This is a genomic window from Streptococcus mitis, assembly GCF_946190065.1.
GTDB lineage: Bacteria > Bacillota > Bacilli > Lactobacillales > Streptococcaceae > Streptococcus > Streptococcus mitis_DE.
This window is the reverse complement of the sequence record NZ_CAMHZD010000004.1, coordinates 124826-142866: the sequence shown is the minus strand read 5'-3', so window position 1 is coordinate 142866 and position 18041 is coordinate 124826. Positions and strand designations below refer to the sequence as shown.

17 protein-coding genes and 1 pseudogene are annotated in these 18041 nt (G+C 40.0%); 15 read left to right on the top strand and 3 right to left on the bottom strand.

Annotated elements, in window-relative coordinates; genetic code table 11:
- From OCF96_RS03275 to OCF96_RS03240, 7 genes and pseudogenes are all read left to right on the top strand, one after another.
- On the top strand, nucleotides 1-4787 hold a 4787-nt coding region (locus OCF96_RS03275; RefSeq protein WP_261446356.1), incomplete at its 5' end, for a ZmpA/ZmpB/ZmpC family metallo-endopeptidase.
- 108 nt (nucleotides 4788-4895) lie between these two features.
- The gene (locus OCF96_RS10240) at nucleotides 4896-5297 is read left to right on the top strand and encodes a DegV family protein (RefSeq protein WP_474104221.1); all 402 of its coding nucleotides are present in this window, start codon (nucleotides 4896-4898) and stop codon (nucleotides 5295-5297) included.
- A 63-nt stretch (nucleotides 5298-5360) separates the two neighbouring features.
- Nucleotides 5361-7082: an aminodeoxychorismate synthase component I gene (pabB, locus tag OCF96_RS03260; protein ID WP_261446348.1), complete on the top strand. Its 1722-nt coding sequence runs from the start codon at nucleotides 5361-5363 to the stop codon at nucleotides 7080-7082.
- A complete protein-coding gene (locus tag OCF96_RS03255; RefSeq protein WP_261446345.1) occupies nucleotides 7083-7700 on the top strand; it encodes an alpha/beta fold hydrolase in 618 nt (205 codons plus the stop codon).
- Between the two features lie 49 nt (nucleotides 7701-7749).
- A pseudogene (locus OCF96_RS03250) lies at nucleotides 7750-8436 on the top strand (excalibur calcium-binding domain-containing protein); the annotation flags it as partial.
- Nucleotides 8437-8553: 117 nt separating this feature from the next.
- The gene (locus OCF96_RS03245) at nucleotides 8554-9513 is read left to right on the top strand and encodes an ROK family glucokinase (RefSeq protein WP_261121262.1); all 960 of its coding nucleotides are present in this window, start codon (nucleotides 8554-8556) and stop codon (nucleotides 9511-9513) included.
- A gap of 97 nt (nucleotides 9514-9610) precedes the next feature.
- Complete coding sequence (locus OCF96_RS03240) at nucleotides 9611-10450, top strand: thymidylate synthase (protein WP_261121261.1); 840 nt, start codon at nucleotides 9611-9613, stop codon at nucleotides 10448-10450.
- Nucleotides 10451-10500: 50 nt separating this feature from the next.
- Here OCF96_RS03240 and OCF96_RS03235 read toward each other — a convergent pair whose 3' ends face one another.
- Complete coding sequence (locus OCF96_RS03235; RefSeq protein WP_001051780.1) at nucleotides 10501-10671, bottom strand: DUF3042 family protein; 171 nt, start codon at nucleotides 10669-10671, stop codon at nucleotides 10501-10503.
- 120 nt (nucleotides 10672-10791) lie between these two features.
- Between OCF96_RS03235 and miaA the strand changes: the two genes are divergently transcribed.
- Genes miaA through OCF96_RS03210 form a run of 5 tightly spaced genes read left to right on the top strand, consistent with a single transcriptional unit; the run spans nucleotide 10792 to nucleotide 15243 of the window.
- Entirely contained in the window at nucleotides 10792-11676 is an 885-nt protein-coding gene (gene miaA, locus OCF96_RS03230) for a tRNA (adenosine(37)-N6)-dimethylallyltransferase MiaA (protein ID WP_261446331.1), read from the top strand.
- Nucleotides 11669-12907: a GTPase HflX gene (hflX, locus tag OCF96_RS03225; RefSeq protein ID WP_261446329.1), complete on the top strand. Its 1239-nt coding sequence runs from the start codon at nucleotides 11669-11671 to the stop codon at nucleotides 12905-12907. Before miaA ends, hflX begins: the two co-directional genes overlap by 8 nt.
- The gene (locus OCF96_RS03220; protein WP_261446324.1) at nucleotides 12900-13523 is read left to right on the top strand and encodes a cystathionine beta-lyase; all 624 of its coding nucleotides are present in this window, start codon (nucleotides 12900-12902) and stop codon (nucleotides 13521-13523) included. Before hflX ends, OCF96_RS03220 begins: the two co-directional genes overlap by 8 nt.
- Before the next feature lie 14 nt (nucleotides 13524-13537).
- On the top strand, nucleotides 13538-14467 hold the full coding sequence (gene rnz, locus OCF96_RS03215; RefSeq protein ID WP_261043750.1) for a ribonuclease Z: 930 nt from the start codon (nucleotides 13538-13540) through the stop codon (nucleotides 14465-14467).
- A gap of 20 nt (nucleotides 14468-14487) precedes the next feature.
- The gene (locus OCF96_RS03210; protein ID WP_261446321.1) at nucleotides 14488-15243 is read left to right on the top strand and encodes an SDR family NAD(P)-dependent oxidoreductase; all 756 of its coding nucleotides are present in this window, start codon (nucleotides 14488-14490) and stop codon (nucleotides 15241-15243) included.
- 53 nt (nucleotides 15244-15296) lie between these two features.
- Here the strand turns inward: OCF96_RS03210 and OCF96_RS03205 are convergent, their stop codons facing one another.
- Complete coding sequence (locus OCF96_RS03205; RefSeq protein ID WP_049487917.1) at nucleotides 15297-16205, bottom strand: LysR family transcriptional regulator; 909 nt, start codon at nucleotides 16203-16205, stop codon at nucleotides 15297-15299.
- 63 nt (nucleotides 16206-16268) lie between these two features.
- On the opposite strand from OCF96_RS03205, the gene OCF96_RS03200 reads away from it, so the two are divergent.
- From OCF96_RS03200 to OCF96_RS03190, 3 genes are all read left to right on the top strand, one after another.
- A complete protein-coding gene (locus tag OCF96_RS03200; protein ID WP_261446319.1) occupies nucleotides 16269-16538 on the top strand; it encodes a YqgQ family protein in 270 nt (89 codons plus the stop codon).
- Nucleotides 16538-16918, top strand: a complete 381-nt coding sequence (locus OCF96_RS03195; protein WP_000259256.1) for a rhodanese-like domain-containing protein — start codon at nucleotides 16538-16540, stop codon at nucleotides 16916-16918. The genes OCF96_RS03200 and OCF96_RS03195 overlap by 1 nt, the downstream gene beginning before the upstream one ends.
- An 88-nt stretch (nucleotides 16919-17006) precedes the next feature.
- Entirely contained in the window at nucleotides 17007-17234 is a 228-nt protein-coding gene (locus tag OCF96_RS03190; protein ID WP_000660077.1) for a hypothetical protein, read from the top strand.
- A 38-nt stretch (nucleotides 17235-17272) separates the two neighbouring features.
- Here OCF96_RS03190 and OCF96_RS03185 read toward each other — a convergent pair whose 3' ends face one another.
- Nucleotides 17273-17998 carry a 16S rRNA pseudouridine(516) synthase gene (locus OCF96_RS03185; RefSeq protein WP_261446312.1) on the bottom strand — a complete coding sequence of 242 codons (726 nt, stop codon included), beginning with the start codon at nucleotides 17996-17998 and terminating at the stop codon, nucleotides 17273-17275.
- Nucleotides 17999-18041 lie beyond the last annotated feature (43 nt).

Genomic DNA, 18041 nt, shown 5'->3' with positions numbered 1-18041 from the left:
TATATTCAGGAAAAATTGAAGCCAAAGGCACTCAAGAAACTGGTAAAGAGGGCGCGTCTTTAGTTCAAGAACCGCAAGCAGTATATTCAGGAAAAATTGAAGCCAAAGGCACTCAAGAAACTGGTAAAGAGGGCGCGTCTTTAGTTCAAGAACCGCAAACAGTATATACAGGAAAGGTTGAGGCTAAAGGCACTCAAGAACCAGGTAAAGAAGGAGAATCTTTAGTTCAAGAAAAGTTATCTGAATATAAAGTAACTGAGGGCGCGGTTACGAAAGAAACTACTACTGAGATTGACTATAAGACAGAAATTATCGAGGATCCAACCAAATATACGGATGAAGAAACTGTAGTCCAAGATGGAGAAAAGGGTAGTAAAATTACCAAAACGACTTATAAGACTCTCGAAGGTGTGGAGACTGACCAAGTTTTAAATACAACAACCACTGTCGTCAAAGAACCAGTCACTAAAAAAATAAGTCGTGGGACAAAACCAATTGAAGGAACTCTGGTAGAAGAAAGTCTTGAAAAGATTCCATTTAAGGAAGTTGTTAAAGAAGATGACCAACTGAAAAAAGGTGAAAGAGTTACTGTCCAAGAAGGAAAAGATGGACAGAAAAAAGTTACCAAGACTTACAAAACTATCAAAGGTTTAAAAACTGAAGAAGCACCTAAAATTGTGGAACATGTTCTGGAGTTAGACCAAGATCGTATCGTCAAATTAGGAACTAAAAACTTTGAAAAACCAATCTTAAGTTTGTCACTTGTTGATGTTAATGATTTGAAACGATCATCTCAAATTCGTTATAATTTGGAAAATCCAAGTAAGGCAGCCATTAAATCTATCACCCTAACTCTGAAAAAAGGTGACGAGATTGTGAAGAAATTGAATGTTTCACCAGAAGATCTAACAGCTTCTTTGACAGACTTACAGTACTACAAAGATTATAAACTTGAAACGAAGATGGTTTATGACCGTGGTGAGGGTGATGAGGAAGAAGTTCTGAAGGAAGAGCCGCTAAGAATTGACCTTAAAAAAGTTGAGATTAAAAATACGAGACGTACAGATTTAATCAAATATGAAAATGGGGCAGAAGCGAATGAATCTGCTTTGAAAGCTGTACCGACAGATCTAAGTAACTATTACTTAAAATTCACTTCAGATAGTGATAAAACAACATTGTTAGCTGTTAAAAATGTTGAAGAAACAACAGTAAATGGCGTTCCTGTTTATAAGGTTACAGCTGTTGCGGATAATTTAGTGGATAGAGGAACAGATTCTACATTCACCAACGAATATATTCACTATATTGAAAAGCCAAAAACACATGTAGATAATGTGTATTATGATTTCAAAGAATTAGTAGATGCGATTCAAACTAATCCAGCAGGAGAATACCGTATCGGTCAAACGATTAACGCTAGAAATGTAACTCCTAACGGAAATTCTTACGTTACAAATGAATTTACAGGTAAATTATTAAGTGTAGATGGAAAACATTATTCAATTAGTAATCTTGAACATCCATTATTTGACACTATTAAAAATGGATCTGTTAAAAATATCAGTTTTGAAAATGTAGACATTAATGTTCCTACACAAGATAATGTATCTACAATTGCAAGAGTTATTAAAGGATCTACTACAATCGAAAATGTTAAAGTAACAGGTAGAGTCATCGGTAGAAATAACGTTTCAGGATTTGTAAACAATTTAGAAGAAAATACAAAGATTGAGAACGTAGCATTTATCGGTAAATTGCATTCTACTGGAGCAAACAACCAAATTGCTGGTATTGCTTTAAGAAATTATCGTGGAATAGTTAAAAGAGCTTATGCAGATGCAGATATTACAGGAAATAGACTTCGCGGAAGTATGTTAGTTCCTACAATTGACTATGGTATGATTGGAGATCATTTAATAGGACAAAAAGGAAGTTTAACGCAATCTGTTGCGAAAGGGACTTTAAATATTACAAATCCAATTGGAGCTGGAGCGATTTCAAGTAAAACTTGGCCTTATGGAACAGTTAGAGATAATGTAAGTTATGCAAAAGTGGTTCATGGAGAGATGTTGTTTGGAACTGATGATATCCAAAACGAGGATGCTCATCCACAAATCAATCAATTGTATAGTGTTGCAGGAGTTAGTGAAGGGAAAAAATCCTTCCTGCAATATCCGAAAAAGCAAGTGGAATTAACAAAAGAAGAAGCGGACGCCAAAGTTGCCAGCTATAACATTACAGCTGCAACTCAAGAGAGCGAACTAAATCCAGTGGATGCGCTAAACCATGAAAAATCATACGCGAACATTCAAGACTATAAGGTGGATTACGCAAAAGCGTATGCTAATTTGGACAAATTCATGCCATTCTATAATAAGGAATATATTGTTCATCAAGCGAATACATTAGCAAAAGATCATGCTCTAAATACAAAAGATGTTCTTTCTGTTACACCTATGAAGGATCATAAATTTGTTACCAACTTAGATGAAGCAAATAAAATTATTGTTCATTACTCAGATGGAACGAAAGAATACTTGAGTTTATCCGCAAGTTCGGAAGGATTGAGTAATGTAAAAGAATATACCGTGACGGATTTAGGAATTAAATTCACTCCGAATATTGTCCAAAAAGATCACAATGCTCTAATTGATGGAATTTTAGCTAAACTAAGTCCAATTGAACTACAATCGGATACAATTTACAAGCATTTGAATAAAACGAATCAAAATAAAGAAAACGAAATTAAAAATCTTTTCTTAGAAGAAAGCTTCAAAGAAGTAAAAGATCAATTAACAGCATTTGTAACAAAATTAGTTCAAAATGAAGATCACCAACTAAATGATTCAGCAGCAGGACGTCAATATATTCTTGATAAAGTTGAGAAGAATAAAGCTGCGATTCTATTAGGGATGGTCTACTTAAACCGATATTATGGGGTTAACTTTGATGATATCAACATTAAAGAATTGATGTTATTTAAACCTGATTTCTATGGTAAGAATATTAGTGCGTTAGACTTCTTGATTAAAGTTGGTTCTAAAGAAAGTAACATTAAAGGTGATAGAACTTTAGAAGCTTATCGCGAAACTATCGGTGGAACTATCGGTATAGGCGAGTTAAACGGATTCTTAAACTATAATATGCGTCTATTCACAGAAGATACTGATCTTAATGATTGGTTTATTCACTCAGCAAAAAATGTTTATGTTGTAGAACCTGAGACAACAACGGAAGATTTTAAAGATAAGAAACATCGTGCTTATGATGGATTGAATAATGGTACCCATTCTAAGATGATTTTACCGCTTCTAAACTTAAAAAATGCGCATATGTTCCTAATTTCAACTTATAATACAATAGCTTATAGTTCATTTGAGAAATATGGCAAGATGACGGAAGATGAAAGAAATGCATTTAAATCGGAAATTGATAAGGTAGCTAAAGCCCAACAAGCGTACTTAGACTTCTGGTCTCGACTAGCGTTACCAAATGTTCGAGAACGTCTGTTGAAGAGTAAAAATATAGTACCAACTCCGGTATGGGATAATCAATTATATCCAGGCGGTTCTGTAAATCGATTAGGATATTCAGATAAAGGAACAGAAATTGCACCGGTTCGAGAAGTATTCGGACCAACAGGAACATATCACAATACCGATACACGTATGGGGGCAATGGCATCTATCTATGATGATCCAAATAGACCTGAAGCATCAGTATTCTTTATGCTTACTAATATGATTAGTCCGTTCGGGATTTCAGCATTTACGCATGAAACGACACACGTTAATGACCGTATGGCTTACTTGGGAGGATGGAGACATCGTCCAGGAACCAATGTTGAAGCGTTCGCTCAAGGGATGTTACAATCGCCTTCTGAAATTGGGCACCAAGGAGATTATGGAGCGTTAGGATTGAATATGGCCTACATTCGTCCAAACGATGGAAATCAATGGTATAATACAAATCCAAACGAATTAAGATCACGTGAGGAAATTGATCATTATATGAAAGGCTATAATGATACGTTAATGCTCTTGGATTATTTAGAAGGGGATACGGTTGTTAAACAGCAGGATACAGCATTAAAACACAAATGGTTCAAGAAGATGGACAAACAACTACGAAATCCAGCTAACTCTAAAGATCAATGGGACAATGTTCGTCCGTTGAATGATACTGATAAACAAGTACCACTAAATTCTGTCGATGATTTAATTACGAACAATTTCATTACAAATCGGGATTTCCATGGTCTATATAAACCGGAAGACTTCCAAACAGCATATGTCAATGTTCGAATTACCGGAGGAATCTATGGTGGAAATACGAGTGAAGGTTCTCCAGGAGCGTTATCATTTAAACACAATACATTCCGTCTGTGGGGATACTATGGATATGAAAAAGGGTTCGTCGGTTATGCATCAAATAAATATAGTGCAGAAGCTCGAAAAGAAAATAAAGTATTAAGTGATAGCTATATTATTGAAAAAATTTCTGAAGGTGAATTCCATACTTTAGAAGATTGGAAGAAAGCATATTTCAAAAAAGTTGTAGCCCAAGCTAAAAATGGGATACATGAATTTGAGATAGACGGAAAAACCATTTCATCATATGCGCAATTGGAAACACTATTCCAAGAAGCAGTTCAAAAAGATAAGGAAGAAATGGCTAGAACAAACAAAGAATCATATACAAACACAGTTTCACTGAAAGAAAAAGTCTTTAAAAAATTATTACAAGCTACAAATAGTTTTAAAGAAGAAGTTTTCGCAAAATAAAATTTTAGTGTTAAGGAGTTTAGGTGAAAGCCTGGCTCCTTTTTCTTTTTTCTTCCAATTTCCAGGTTTGCCCCTAATATAGATTTTTGGTATACTACAGAAAGCAACGTGATTGCTAATTTTAAGAAAAGGAAAATTGCGATCGTAACCGATAGTACTGCGTATTTGACACCAGAAGAACGCCGTGAGTGGGATATTCATGTATTGCCACTATCAGTTATTTTTGGACAAGAAAGTTATCGTAAAGAACAAGATTTGACAACTGCCGATTTCTATGAAAAAGTAAAAAATCAGAGGTATTTCCAACGAGTTCACAACCAGCAGTTGGTGAAACAATTGAATTATTCCGTGAATTATCCCATCATTATGATGCTATTATTCCAATTCTTTTATCCAGTGGGATTAGCGGAACTTATCAAACAGTTGCACTCAAAGAAAAAGTTTACAAACAACTCTTGCAGAAATCAGATGGATTTGCAGGAAATCTTTTTAAAGCATAGATTGTATTAAATAGATGAGTAAAAAGGTAGATTAAGTTTTTCTTGATCTGCCTTTTTATGCTATACTTGAAATATGCATAGAAAAACAGTGATTGATTTTAGGGCTTTGGGGGAGAGATACATCTTTACCCAGCCGATTAAAGAGTTAAAAACGAGAGATATAGCAGAAGTGGCAGATTTGCTGGCACAAGTGGAAAGTTACCAAGAGCAAGGCTACTATGTGGTGGGCTATGTCAGCTATGAGGCTGCACCTGCTTTTGAGGAGAAATTAGCAGTTCATAAAGCTCCTTTATTGGCAGAGTACCTGCTTTATTTTACAGTTCATGATAGGGTAGAAACATCCCCTATTCCTCTGACTTATGATGAGGTTGATTTACCTTCAAATTGGCAGGAAGTGACGTCCTCAGAGGATTATGAAAAGGCGATTGCTCAGATTCACCATCATTTGCGGCAGGGTGACACCTATCAGGTCAACTACACTGTCCAACTCAAGCAGGACTTAAGTGCCAATCCTTTTGCCATCTACAATCGTATGGTGGTAGAGCAGGAGGCGGGCTACAATGCCTATGTTGAACATGACGAGATGGCAGTGATATCCATGAGTCCAGAGCTCTTTTTTGAGCAAAATGACCGCGAGTTGACAACGCGACCAATGAAGGGAACGACTCAGCGTGGCATGACTGACCAAGAAGACTTGGAGCAGGCCAGTTGGTTGGAGCAGGATCCTAAAAATCGCTCTGAAAACATGATGATTGTGGATCTCTTGCGCAATGATATGAACCGTATTTCTGAAGTGGGCAGTGAGCATGTGGAGCATCTGTGTCAGGTAGAGCAGTATTCAACTGTTTGGCAGATGACTTCGACCATCAAAAGTCGGTTGCGAGCAGATGTGGACTTGGTTACCATTTTTCGCTCTCTCTTTCCTTGTGGATCCATCACAGGAGCTCCTAAGATAGCGACTATGGAAATTATTAAGGAGTTGGAACCACAACCGCGTGGAGTCTACTGTGGAACGATTGGTCTCTTGCTTCCAAATGGACGACGGATTTTCAATGTCGCCATTCGTACCATTCAACTGAATCAAGGGAAAGCCATCTATGGAGTGGGTGGTGGCATTACTTGGGATAGCACTTGGGAATCTGAATATCGCGAGGTTCATCAAAAGGCAGCCGTTCTCTATCGGAAACAAGCTCGTTTTCAGCTAATTACTACTGGGAAAATCAGCAAGAAGAACTTGTTGTTTGAAGAACAACATATAGAAAGACTAAGAAAAGCTGGTCGTTATTTTGCCTTTTCTTTTGATGTAGAAGACTTGAAACAAAAGATAGAGGAAGAGTGTCAGGCTTGTGACATTAATCAAGACTACCGCTTGCGAATTAGCCTTAGCAAATCTGGAGAGATAGCAGTTGATTGTCAAGCATTGGAACCTCTCAGTCCGACCTTCTGCCAAGCAAAACTTTGCCTTCAGGAAGCAAATTTGCAACAAGCCTTTATCTACTTTAAAACCACTCACCGACCGCATTTGAATTTAGGAAAACACGAGAAGATTTACCATAATACAAGAGGAGAATTACTTGAAACCTCTATCGGAAATTTGGTTCTGAAGATTGATGGGAAACTTTACACGCCACCTATCCGACTTGGAATCTTGCCAGGAATTTATCGTCAGCATTTGTTAGAAACAGGACAGCTAGAAGAGAAAGTCTTGACCTTTGCAGACATAGACCAAGCTGAAGCTATTTACGGCTGTAATGCAGTGAGAGGCTTGTATGAGTTAATCTTACAGGAGAAGTAGGTGAAACTGATATTTTTACACGGCTTAGGGCAGTCAGCAGAGTCTTGGAAAGAAGTTCGGGATATACTAACAGATTATCCTTCTGAGGCTATCGAGTTATCTTCTTCTGAAGTTAACAGCTATCAAAAAGTCAAGGAGCGAGTTTATCAGCACCTAGCTCAAGAGACAGAATCTTTTGTTTTGATTGGATTGTCCTTAGGTGCTGCCCTGGCACTAGAACTTTCCAGTTATGATTTACCAAATCTTCGAGCTTTGGTTCTGTCAGGATGCCCGCTAAAATTATCAGGGAATATCCTATTTTATGTTCAGTTGCTGATATTTAAATTACTTCCCAAAAGAGTATTTGAAAAACAGGGAGCAGACAAAGCTCTTATGGTCGGAGTTTCTGAAGAGTTGAAGACACTTGATTTAACGGATATAGCGGGGATTTGCCCCTATCCAACCTTACTAATTTGTGGCAGCAAAGATAAACCGAATCTTAGTTCTATGAGAAGTCTTCATAAACTAATATCAAAATCTCAATTTCAGATTATCCCTGACGGTCCTCATGTCTTGAATAAGGAAAAACCAAAGGAGTTTGTAGAAAAGATCAGAAGTTTCCTTGAATTGCTGAAATAAGTTTGATAAAATAATAGTGAAATCGATATCATAATTATGGGAGAAAGAAATGAACAAACGTCTATTTTTAAAAATGAGTCTGGCAACCTTGCCAGTTTTAGCCTTGTTTTCACAACCTGTGTTAGCAGAAGAAAACATTCATTTTTCTAGTTGTAAAGAGGCTTGGGCGAATGGATACTCAGATATTCATGAGGGAGAACCCGGTTATTCTGCCAAGTTAGACCGTGATCATGATGGTGTGGCTTGTGAATTGAAAAATGCCCCAAAAGGTGCTTTCAAAGCAAAACAATCAACTGCGGCTCAAAACAATACAAGTTCAGCAACAACAAGTGGTTGGGTTAAGCAGGATGGTGCTTGGTACTATTTTGATGGAAATGGAAATCCAGTAAAAAATGCATGGCAGGGAAGCTATTATCTGAAAGCGGATGGTCAAATGGCACAGAGCGAATGGATTTATGATACTTCCTATCAAGCTTGGTATTATTTGAAATCAGATGGATCTTATGCAAAGAATGCATGGCAAGGAGCTTACTACCTTAAATCAAACGGTAAAATGGCACAAGGTGAATGGGTTTATGACTCTTCTTACCAAGCCTGGTATTACTTGAAATCAGATGGTTCTTATGCTCGCAATGCATGGCAAGGAAATTACTATTTGAAATCGGATGGCAAAATGGCTAAGAATGAGCGAGTTGATGGCGGACGTTACTATGTCGATGCTTCAGGTCTCTGGAAACCATAAGTCAGAATAAAATCCAGAAAGTTAATGCAAACCTTTGCATAAGGAACTGAATTTTGTTATACTAGTACTGTAAGCATTTTCAATTACTGCACAATGAAAAAGGAGAATATGATGAGTCAAAAGATTATTGGGATTGACCTTGGTGGAACTTCTATCAAATTTGCAATCTTAACAACAGCAGGAGAAATCCAAGAAAAATGGTCTATCAAGACTAATATTTTGGATGAGGGAAGTCATATCGTTGATGATATGATTGAGTCTATTCAACATCGTTTGGACTTGCTTGGATTGGTAGCAGCGGACTTCCAAGGTATTGGAATGGGATCACCAGGTGTGGTTGATCGTGAAAACGGGACTGTTATTGGTGCCTACAATTTGAACTGGAAAACCCTTCAACCAATTAAAGAGAAAATTGAAAAAGCCTTGGGCATTCCATTTTTCATCGATAATGATGCCAACGTGGCAGCTCTTGGTGAGCGCTGGATGGGTGCTGGTGATAACCAACCGGATGTTGTCTTTATGACACTTGGTACAGGTGTTGGTGGCGGTATCGTCGCAGAAGGCAAATTGCTTCACGGTGTTGCTGGTGCAGCAGGTGAACTTGGCCACATCACTGTTGACTTTGACCAACCAATCGCATGTACTTGCGGTAAGAAAGGCTGCCTTGAGACAGTCGCTTCTGCAACAGGGATTGTTAACTTGACTCGTCGCTATGCCGATGAATACGAAGGCGATGCAGCCTTGAAACGCTTGATTGATAACGGAGAAGAAGTAACTGCTAAGACAGTCTTTGACCTTGCAAAAGAAGGAGATGACCTTGCCTTGATCGTTTACCGTAACTTCTCACGTTACTTGGGAATCGCTTGTGCCAACATTGGTTCAATCCTAAACCCATCAACAATTGTTATCGGTGGTGGTGTGTCAGCTGCAGGAGAATTCCTTCTACAAGGTGTTCAAAAAGTCTACGACGAAAATACCTTCCCACAAGTGCGCACATCTACTAAATTAGCTCTTGCAACTCTAGGAAATGACGCTGGGGTTATCGGGGCAGCATCGCTTGTATTGCAATAAAATAATAAAAGAGGAAAAATGCTAACCTAGAGTTAGTAATGTTCCTCTTTTCTTTTTTATGCTATACTAGTTAGGACAATAAATGAGGTGAGAGTAAATGACAAAAGCAGATACGATTTTTAAAGAGAATATTGAACGAATCCTCAAAGACGGTGTCTTTTCTGAGCAAGCACGTCCCAAGTATAAGGATGGAACTGTTGCCAATTCCAAGTACGTAACGGGTGTTTTTGCAGAGTATGACTTGGCCAAGGGAGAATTTCCCATCACAACTTTACGTCCCATTGCCATCAAATCAGCTATCAAGGAAGTACTCTGGATTTACCAAGATCAGTCTAATAGCTTAGAAGTACTGAATAACAAGTACAATGTTCACTACTGGAATGACTGGGAAGTGGGGGATACAGGAACCATCGGTGAGCGCTATGGTGCCGTTGTTAAGAAACACGATATCATTAACAAGCTTCTCAAGCAGTTGGAAGCCAATCCTTGGAACCGCCGTAATATCATTTCGCTCTGGGATTATCAAGCTTTTGAAGAAACAGATGGGTTGCTCCCATGCGCCTTTCAGACTATGTTTGATGTCCGCCGTGTTGATGGTGAAATCTATCTGGATGCGACCTTGACCCAGCGCTCTAATGATATGCTGGTGGCCCACCACATTAATGCTATGCAGTATGTGTCTCTTCAAATGATGATTGCCAAGCATTTTGGCTGGAAGGTTGGGAAGTTCTTCTATTTCATCAACAATCTCCATATCTATGACAATCAATTTGAACAAGCTCAGGAATTGCTTCGTCGTGAACCGTCTGACTGCCAACCACGCTTGGTTTTGAATGTTCCTGATGGGACTAATTTCTTTGATATCAAAGCAGAAGATTTTGAGTTGGTGGATTATGATCCTGTTAAGCCGCAGTTGAAGTTTGACCTAGCTATTTAAAAGAATAGAAAAAAGAAGTTGAGACAATAAATCCCAACTTCTTTTATTTCTTAACGTGATACGCGGCGACGAGCTGCTTTTTTACGATTTTCTTCGATGAAAGCTGCTTTTTGCTCCTCTGGTTCGATCACTTTCTTTTTAAATGCGTATACTGCACCTGCGACGGCAGCGACAGTTCCTGCGACACCTGTTACAAGACCTTTAGCGAATCCTTTAGCCATGAGTCTTCCTCCTTTATCTTCTTAATCAGCCAGCCCCTTCAAGAGGTCACATTTTTCTGACTGACCTTTTTGTGTTATAATAATAGTAACGAAAAAATGGGAATTTTTCAAGGAAAAAAGATGAAAACAAAAATAATTGTGATTGTTGGACCGACTGCAGTTGGAAAAACAGCCCTTGCCATCGAAGTTGCAAAGCGTTTTAATGGCGAAGTGGTTAGTGGAGATAGCCAGCAAGTCTATCGAGGTCTGGATATAGGGACGGCTAAGGCTAGTCCAGAAGAGCAGGCAGCTGTTCCTCATCATTTAATCGATGTTAGAGAGGTAACCGAGTCTTACTCGGCTTTTGATTTTGTTTCAGAAGCTAAGAAGGCTATTGAGGATATTCAAAGCCGTGGCAAGCTAGCTATTATTGCTGGTGGGACTGGGCTTTATATCCAGAGCTTGCTTGAAGGCTACCACCTAGGTGGTGAGACTCCTCATGAGGAGATTTTAGCTTATCGAGCTAGTTTGGAGCCATATTCAGATGAGGAATTAGCCCATTTGGTGGAGCAAGCAGACCTTGAGATTCCCCAGTTTAATCGTCGTCGTGCGATGCGTGCCTTGGAAATTGCCCATTTTGGTCAGGATTTGGAAAATAAAGAGAGTCTATATGAACCGCTGATTATCTGCTTGGACGATGAGCGCAGTCAGCTTTATGAGCGTATCAATCGCCGAGTAGATCTAATGTTTGAGGCTGGGCTTTTGGATGAGGCTAAGTGGCTCTTTGCCCATTATCCAGATGTGCAGGCAGCCAAGGGCATTGGCTACAAGGAACTCTTTCCGTATTTTCGTGGGGAGCAGACTTTGGAGGAAGCTAGTGAGAGTCTCAAACAGGCGACCCGCCGTTTTGCCAAGCGTCAGTTGACCTGGTTCCGTAATCGTATGCAGGTCACCTTTTATCAGATTGGAGAAGCTGGTGTAAAAGACCGCATTTTAAGCCAGATAGAGGAGTTTTTAGATGATTGAAACGGAGAAAAAAGAGGAGCGGGTCCTGCTCATTGGTGTAGAATTGCAGGGCATGGACAATTTTGACCTCTCTATGGAAGAATTGGCCAGTCTAGCCAAGACAGCTGGGGCAGTCGTTGTAGATAGCTATAGACAAAAACGTGAAAAATATGATTCCAAGACCTTCGTCGGCTCTGGTAAGTTAGAAGAGATTGCGCTTATGGTAGATGCAGAAGAAATTACCACTGTCATCGTCAATAACCGCTTGACTCCACGGCAGAATGTCAATCTAGAGGAAGTTCTGGGTGTCAAGGTTATTGACCGTATGCAGTTGATTTTGGATATCTTTGCCATGCGGGCTCGAAGCCATGAAGGGAAGCTCCAAGTTCACCTAGCCCAGCTCAAATACCTCTTGCCTCGTTTGGTTGGTCAGGGGATTATGCTCAGTCGTCAGGCAGGGGGAATTGGTTCCCGTGGACCTGGTGAAAGCCAGCTGGAGCTGAACCGTCGTAGCGTTCGCAATCAAATCACAGATATCGAACGCCAGCTCAAGGTGGTTGAGAAAAATCGGGCGACTGTCAGAGAAAAACGTCTGGAGTCTAGCACCTTTAAGATTGGTTTGATTGGTTATACCAATGCTGGGAAGTCAACTATCATGAACACTTTGACCAGTAAGACACAGTATGAAGCAGACGAGCTTTTTGCAACTCTAGATGCGACGACTAAGAGTATCCATCTGGGGGGGAATCTACAGGTGACTTTAACTGATACGGTTGGTTTTATCCAAGATTTGCCGACAGAGTTGGTGTCCAGTTTTAAGTCAACCTTGGAAGAAAGCAAGCATGTGGATCTTCTGGTTCATGTCATTGATGCCAGCAATCCTTACCACGAGGAGCATGAAAAAACGGTTCTTTCCATCATGAAAGACTTGGACATGGAGGATATTCCTCGCCTGACCCTTTATAATAAAGCGGATTTGGTCGAAGATTTTACGCCGACCCAAACTCCTTATGACCTCATTTCTGCCAAGTCTGAGGATAGTCGCGAGAACTTGCAGGCACTATTTTTAGAGAAAATCAAGGATATTTTTGAATCTTTTACCTTGCGCGTGCCTTTTTCTAAGTCCTACAAGATTCATGATTTAGAAAGTGTTGCGATTTTGGAAGAACGTGATTATCAGGAGGACGGCGAAGTGATTAGAGGCTACATTTCTGAGAAAAACAAATGGAGGTTAGAAGAATTTTATGACTGATATCAAAACCTTGGCTCTAAAATATGGAGGCTATACAAGTCTAGATAAGGTCTATCTGGACCAACTTCTAGCTGGTAAAACAGAGCAAGAGCAGTTGGCACTTATTACACCTCCGCCCAGCGTTGTCAATGCTTATTTTGCAGAACTCTACCAGAAAAAGAGTCCTCAAGCTGCGACTGATTATTTTGCGGAACTCAGTCAGGAACTGAATCTTTACAATGTTGAACCAAGTTTCACCATAGAAAATAAGCCTTTTATTCGGCTTAATCTGTCTGGTAAATCCTTTGGTTTTTGTTATGAGAGTGAGGGTCTTGGTCGGATTTTCTCTGAAAATAAAGAGGTAATCTCGGATGACTTACTCTTTGAAATTGCGCAAATTTTCCCTCATCAGCTAGTATTTGAGGAGTCTGGCAAGATTTACATGAAGGCTGTCGGGGACGAGGAAGTTGTTAGTGTGGAAAATCTCACAGCTTTGACTGATTTGGAAAACTTGGCTGACGGTCGTAAGCGTCTCAAAGGCTACAGCCAAGAGGATTTACTGCAAGAAGCTAGAGCTTTTTCTGGCAAGCGTTATTTCCGATCGGAAAACCGCACTGCCTTGTTATATATTGATTAATTAGAAAGTATCGAATGGATATTCAATTTTTAGGAACGGGGGCTGGCCAGCCCTCTAAAGCCCGCAATGTTTCCAGTCTCGCCCTGAAACTCTTGGATGAGATTAACGAAGTTTGGCTCTTTGACTGTGGAGAAGGTACGCAAAATCGTATTCTTGAAACCACAATTCGACCACGTAAGGTCAGCAAAATCTTTATCACCCACCTGCATGGAGACCACATTTTTGGCCTGCCAGGTTTCCTTTCTAGCCGTGCCTTTCAAGCCAATGAAGAGCAGACAGATTTGGAAATTTATGGACCGCAAGGAATCAAGTCGTTTGTCTTAACCAGCCTTCGTGTGTCAGGCTCTCGTCTACCTTATCGCATTCATTTTCATGAGTTTGACCAAGATTCTTTAGGGAAAATCCTTGAAACCGATAAATTTACAGTTTATGCAGAGGAGTTGGACCACACTATTTTCTGTGTTGGTTACCGTGTCATGCAAAAGGATCTTGAGGGAACCTTGGATGCTGAAAAGCTCAAGGATGCTGGTGTCCCATTTGGCCCACTTTTTGGAAAAATCAAAAATGGTCAGGATGTTGTTCTTGAAGACGGTACTGAAATCAAGGCAGTTGACTATATCTCAGCTCCCCGTCCGGGTAAGATTATCACTATTTTAGGAGACACTCGAAAAACGGATGCCAGTGTGCGTCTGGCTGTTAATGCCGATGTCCTTGTCCATGAATCCACTTATGGCAAGGGCGATGAAAAAATTGCTCGTAACCATGGCCACTCTACTAACATGCAAGCTGCACAAGTAGCAGTAGAAGCAGGTGCCAAACGCCTCTTGCTCAACCACATCAGTGCGCGTTTTCTCTCAAAAGATATCAGCAAGCTCAAGAAAGATGCGGCTAGTGTTTTTGAAAATGTCCATGTCGTCAAAGACTTGGAAGAAGTGGAAATCTAAAAGATTGAGAAAGGAACAGTATGTCTACTATTCTCATTACCGGAGCTAGCGGTGGTCTAGCCCAAGAAATGGTCAAACTCCTGCCAAATGACCAACTCATCTTGCTTGGTAGAAATAAGGAAAAATTAGCTCAACTCTATGGAAACCACCCACAAGCAGAATTGGTTGAAATCGATATTACTGATGACTCAGCCTTAGAAACTCTGCTAGCAGACCTCTATCTCCGCTATGGCAAGATTGATGTTTTGATTAATAATGCTGGTTACGGGATTCTGGAGGAATTTGACCAGATTTCTGACCAAGATATTCACCAGATGTTCGAGGTCAATACTTTTGCCCTGATGAATCTATCTCGACGCCTTGCGACTCGTATGAAGGAAATCCGAAAAGGCCATATCATCAATATCGTCAGTATGGCAGGTTTGATAGCGACTGCTAAGTCCAGTCTTTACTCAGCTACCAAGTTTGCGGCTATTGGTTTTTCAAATGCCTTACGCCTCGAACTGATGCCTTATGGTGTTTATGTAACAACAGTCAATCCAGGACCAATCCGTACAGGATTTTTCGACCAAGCCGACCCAGATGGAATCTATCTCAAGTCAGTTGAACGCTTCCTGCTGGAACCAGATGCAGTAGCTAAAAAGATTGTCAAGATTATAGGAAAAAACAAACGAGAACTCAATCTACCGATGTTGTTGAACCTAGCCCATAAGTTTTATACCCTCTTTCCTAAACTTGCTGATAAGCTGGCAGGGGGAATTTTTAATTATAAATAAAAAGAACCAATGTGCAGGTTATTGCTGGCCTACATATTGGTTCTTATCATTTCTCAACTATCAAACTGAACTTCTTCTAGGAGATAGTCGATAAAGCGTTCGCCCATCTTAGATAGGCTGGTTTTCTCATGCTGAATGTAGACCAGCTCGATAGGATCATCAATATCTAGTGGGATAGAAACGATATTGTCTCCGTTGAGGTTGCTGTTCAAAATTCCTGTTGCGATGGTATAACCGTCTAAACCAATCAAGAGATTAAAGAGGGTTGCACGGTCGCTGACTACGATAGATTTTTTGTGGTATTCCTGCGAGAGAATCTCTTCAGAGAAGTAGAAGGAGTTATGAGTTCCTTGGTCATAGCTGAGGTAAGGGAAGTTCTCCAAGTCTTCTAGTTTGACCTTATCTTTTTTTGCCAGAGGATTGGTCTTGCTGACAAAGATATGCGGTTGCGCTGTGAAGAGATGGTGAGCCAGCAGGTGATTGTCATCCAGCATTTTGGTTAAAACATCACGGTTGTAGCTGTTTAAGAAGAGGACACCGACCTCACTACGGAAGTTCTTGACGTCGTCTATAATCTCCCAAGTCCGAGTTTCACGAAGGAAGAGCTCGTATTTTTCCATATCGCTTTTCTTGAGCAGAGAGACGAAAGCGTTGACCACAAAGGCATAGTGTTGAGAGGAAACGCTAAAGAGTTCACGGTGGGCGACAGGATTTTTATAGCGTTCCTCCAGAAGCTGGGTCTGCTCGACAACCTGACGGGCATAAGAGAGAAACTCCATCCCATCACGGGTCAAAGTGATCCCCTTGGGATTGCGGATAAAGATTTCAATGCCCATTTCATTTTCCAAATCTCTCACAGCATTGGAAAGACTCGGCTGGGTTATAAAGAGTTGCTTGGCTGCCTCATTCATGGAGCCAGTTTCGACGATTTTGATAATATAGTGTAATTGTTGAATTCTCATGTTTTTATTGTACCACACTTGCGTCAGAATCGCCAAAGAAGATAGGAAAATCAGGTGCATTGTGTGAGTATCTTCTTGAAAAAAACACAAAATTTTGCTAGAATGAGTCTTATGAAAACATTCTATGATGTGCAGCAATTCCTCAAACGATTTGGTATTATTGTTTATATGGGAAAACGCTTATATGATATTGAACTGATGAAGTTGGAACTCTCTCGGATTTACGATGCAGGGTTGATGGACAAATTAGACTATCTAGAAGCAGAAGCGGTTCTTCGCAGAGAGCACAAGGTAGAATTGGATTATACTGAGAAAAATGGAGAAATGAACTAATGGTTACTTGGATTTTGTGGGCACTTATACTAGCAATGTTGGCGTGGATGGGCTTTAACTATCTTCGTATTCGCCGTGCGGCTAAAATTGTGGACAATGAGGAGTTTGAAGCCTTGATTCGTACGGGTCAATTGATTGATTTGCGCGATCCTGCTGAATTCCACAGAAAACATATCCTTGGTGCCCGCAATATTCCTTCAAGTCAGTTGAAGACTAGTCTTGCAGCTCTTCGTAAGGATAAACCTGTCCTTCTTTACGAAAACCAACGTGCGCAACGTGTCACAAATGCAGCCCTTTACTTGAAAAAACAAGGTTTTTCTGAGATTTATATCCTTTCTTATGGTTTGGATTCTTGGAAAGGGAAAGTGAAGACTAGCTAACCTTATTTCCAAATTAGTCGAATGATAGGATGAAGCTATTGTTTTATAGTATAATTAATTTGTATAAAATTTAAGGAGTTCTTAGAACATGAAAGAAAAGAAGAAAAATCCACTTTTTGTGGGTATTTTGTCGATTATTCTTGGTTTGTTATTTCCAATTGTAGGCCTGATTTTGGGGATCATAGGATTGGTCTTGGCTTTTTCATACCAAAAAGAATCTAGACTAGACTATAAAACAGAAAAAATTCTCAACATCGTAGGACTTGTGGTTTCTGTACTTAACTGGATTGTAGCCGTCGCAGTATTTTTTAGATAAGCAATGAACAAAAAGCTTTAAAAATAAAGCTTTTTCTTTTATCCACTTTTTTCTAAATAGTTTTTAATGATTTCCAATTCCTCTGGATTCAAGGGACGGAATTGCCCTTCTGCTAGTTCTGGGTCTAATGTAAAGTCACCGAACTGAACTCGTTTGAGAGAGACAACCTTGACACCAACTGAGAGGAACATTTTTTTAACCTGATGAAATTTTCCTTCTGAAATGGTGATAGAGGCTTGGCTGTGGGAAGGACTTGCAGATAGAATCTCTAGTCTTGCAGCTTTACAGACAGTGCCATCTAAAAAGACAATTCCCTTTTGAAAGGCTTGGATATGGTCAGGTGTTAGAAGTCCATTAACCTCAACTTGATAAGTCTTATCGACATGATATTGGGGATGGAGGAGCTGAAATCCCAAAGGGCCGTTATCGGTCAAGAGGAGGAGTCCTGTCGTATCTCGGTCCAGTCGGCCGACGGCATAGAGCTTGTCAGATTGGATGTCAGGCGGAAGGAGATCCATGACGGTAGGGAGCTCTTTATCTTTATTGGCTGTAACGACACCATCAGGCTTATGAAGCATCAGATAGGTGTGCTCGTAACCTTGAATGATTCGACCCTGAAAAAGGAGCTCTTGTAGTCCTGTATCGATATTTTGAGCTAGGGAGCGGGCTGGGCAACCATCGACTAGAATTTCCCCTCTGAGTAGTGCTTGTTTCATGGCCTTTCGGCTAATTTTTTCTTGGGCTAATAAATTATCTAAACGCATACTGTGCCTATCTTATCATAAGTCGCTTGCTTTGAAAAGGCTT

Excerpts from the sequence above, each read along its gene's own strand:
- pabB (WP_261446348.1), top strand. The coding sequence starts at position 5,361 with ATGCATAGAAAAACAGTGATTGATTTTAGGGCTTTGGGGGAGAGATAC.
- OCF96_RS03245 (WP_261121262.1), top strand. The coding sequence starts at position 8,554 with ATGAGTCAAAAGATTATTGGGATTGACCTTGGTGGAACTTCTATCAAA.
- OCF96_RS03240 (WP_261121261.1), top strand. The coding sequence starts at position 9,611 with ATGACAAAAGCAGATACGATTTTTAAAGAGAATATTGAACGAATCCTC.
- OCF96_RS03235 (WP_001051780.1), bottom strand. The coding sequence starts at position 10,671 with ATGGCTAAAGGATTCGCTAAAGGTCTTGTAACAGGTGTCGCAGGAACT.
- miaA (WP_261446331.1), top strand. The coding sequence starts at position 10,792 with ATGAAAACAAAAATAATTGTGATTGTTGGACCGACTGCAGTTGGAAAA.
- hflX (WP_261446329.1), top strand. The coding sequence starts at position 11,669 with ATGATTGAAACGGAGAAAAAAGAGGAGCGGGTCCTGCTCATTGGTGTA.
- OCF96_RS03220 (WP_261446324.1), top strand. The coding sequence starts at position 12,900 with ATGACTGATATCAAAACCTTGGCTCTAAAATATGGAGGCTATACAAGT.
- rnz (WP_261043750.1), top strand. The coding sequence starts at position 13,538 with ATGGATATTCAATTTTTAGGAACGGGGGCTGGCCAGCCCTCTAAAGCC.
- OCF96_RS03210 (WP_261446321.1), top strand. The coding sequence starts at position 14,488 with ATGTCTACTATTCTCATTACCGGAGCTAGCGGTGGTCTAGCCCAAGAA.
- OCF96_RS03205 (WP_049487917.1), bottom strand. The coding sequence starts at position 16,205 with ATGAGAATTCAACAATTACACTATATTATCAAAATCGTCGAAACTGGC.
- OCF96_RS03195 (WP_000259256.1), top strand. The coding sequence starts at position 16,538 with ATGGTTACTTGGATTTTGTGGGCACTTATACTAGCAATGTTGGCGTGG.
- OCF96_RS03190 (WP_000660077.1), top strand. The coding sequence starts at position 17,007 with ATGAAAGAAAAGAAGAAAAATCCACTTTTTGTGGGTATTTTGTCGATT.
- OCF96_RS03185 (WP_261446312.1), bottom strand. The coding sequence starts at position 17,998 with ATGCGTTTAGATAATTTATTAGCCCAAGAAAAAATTAGCCGAAAGGCC.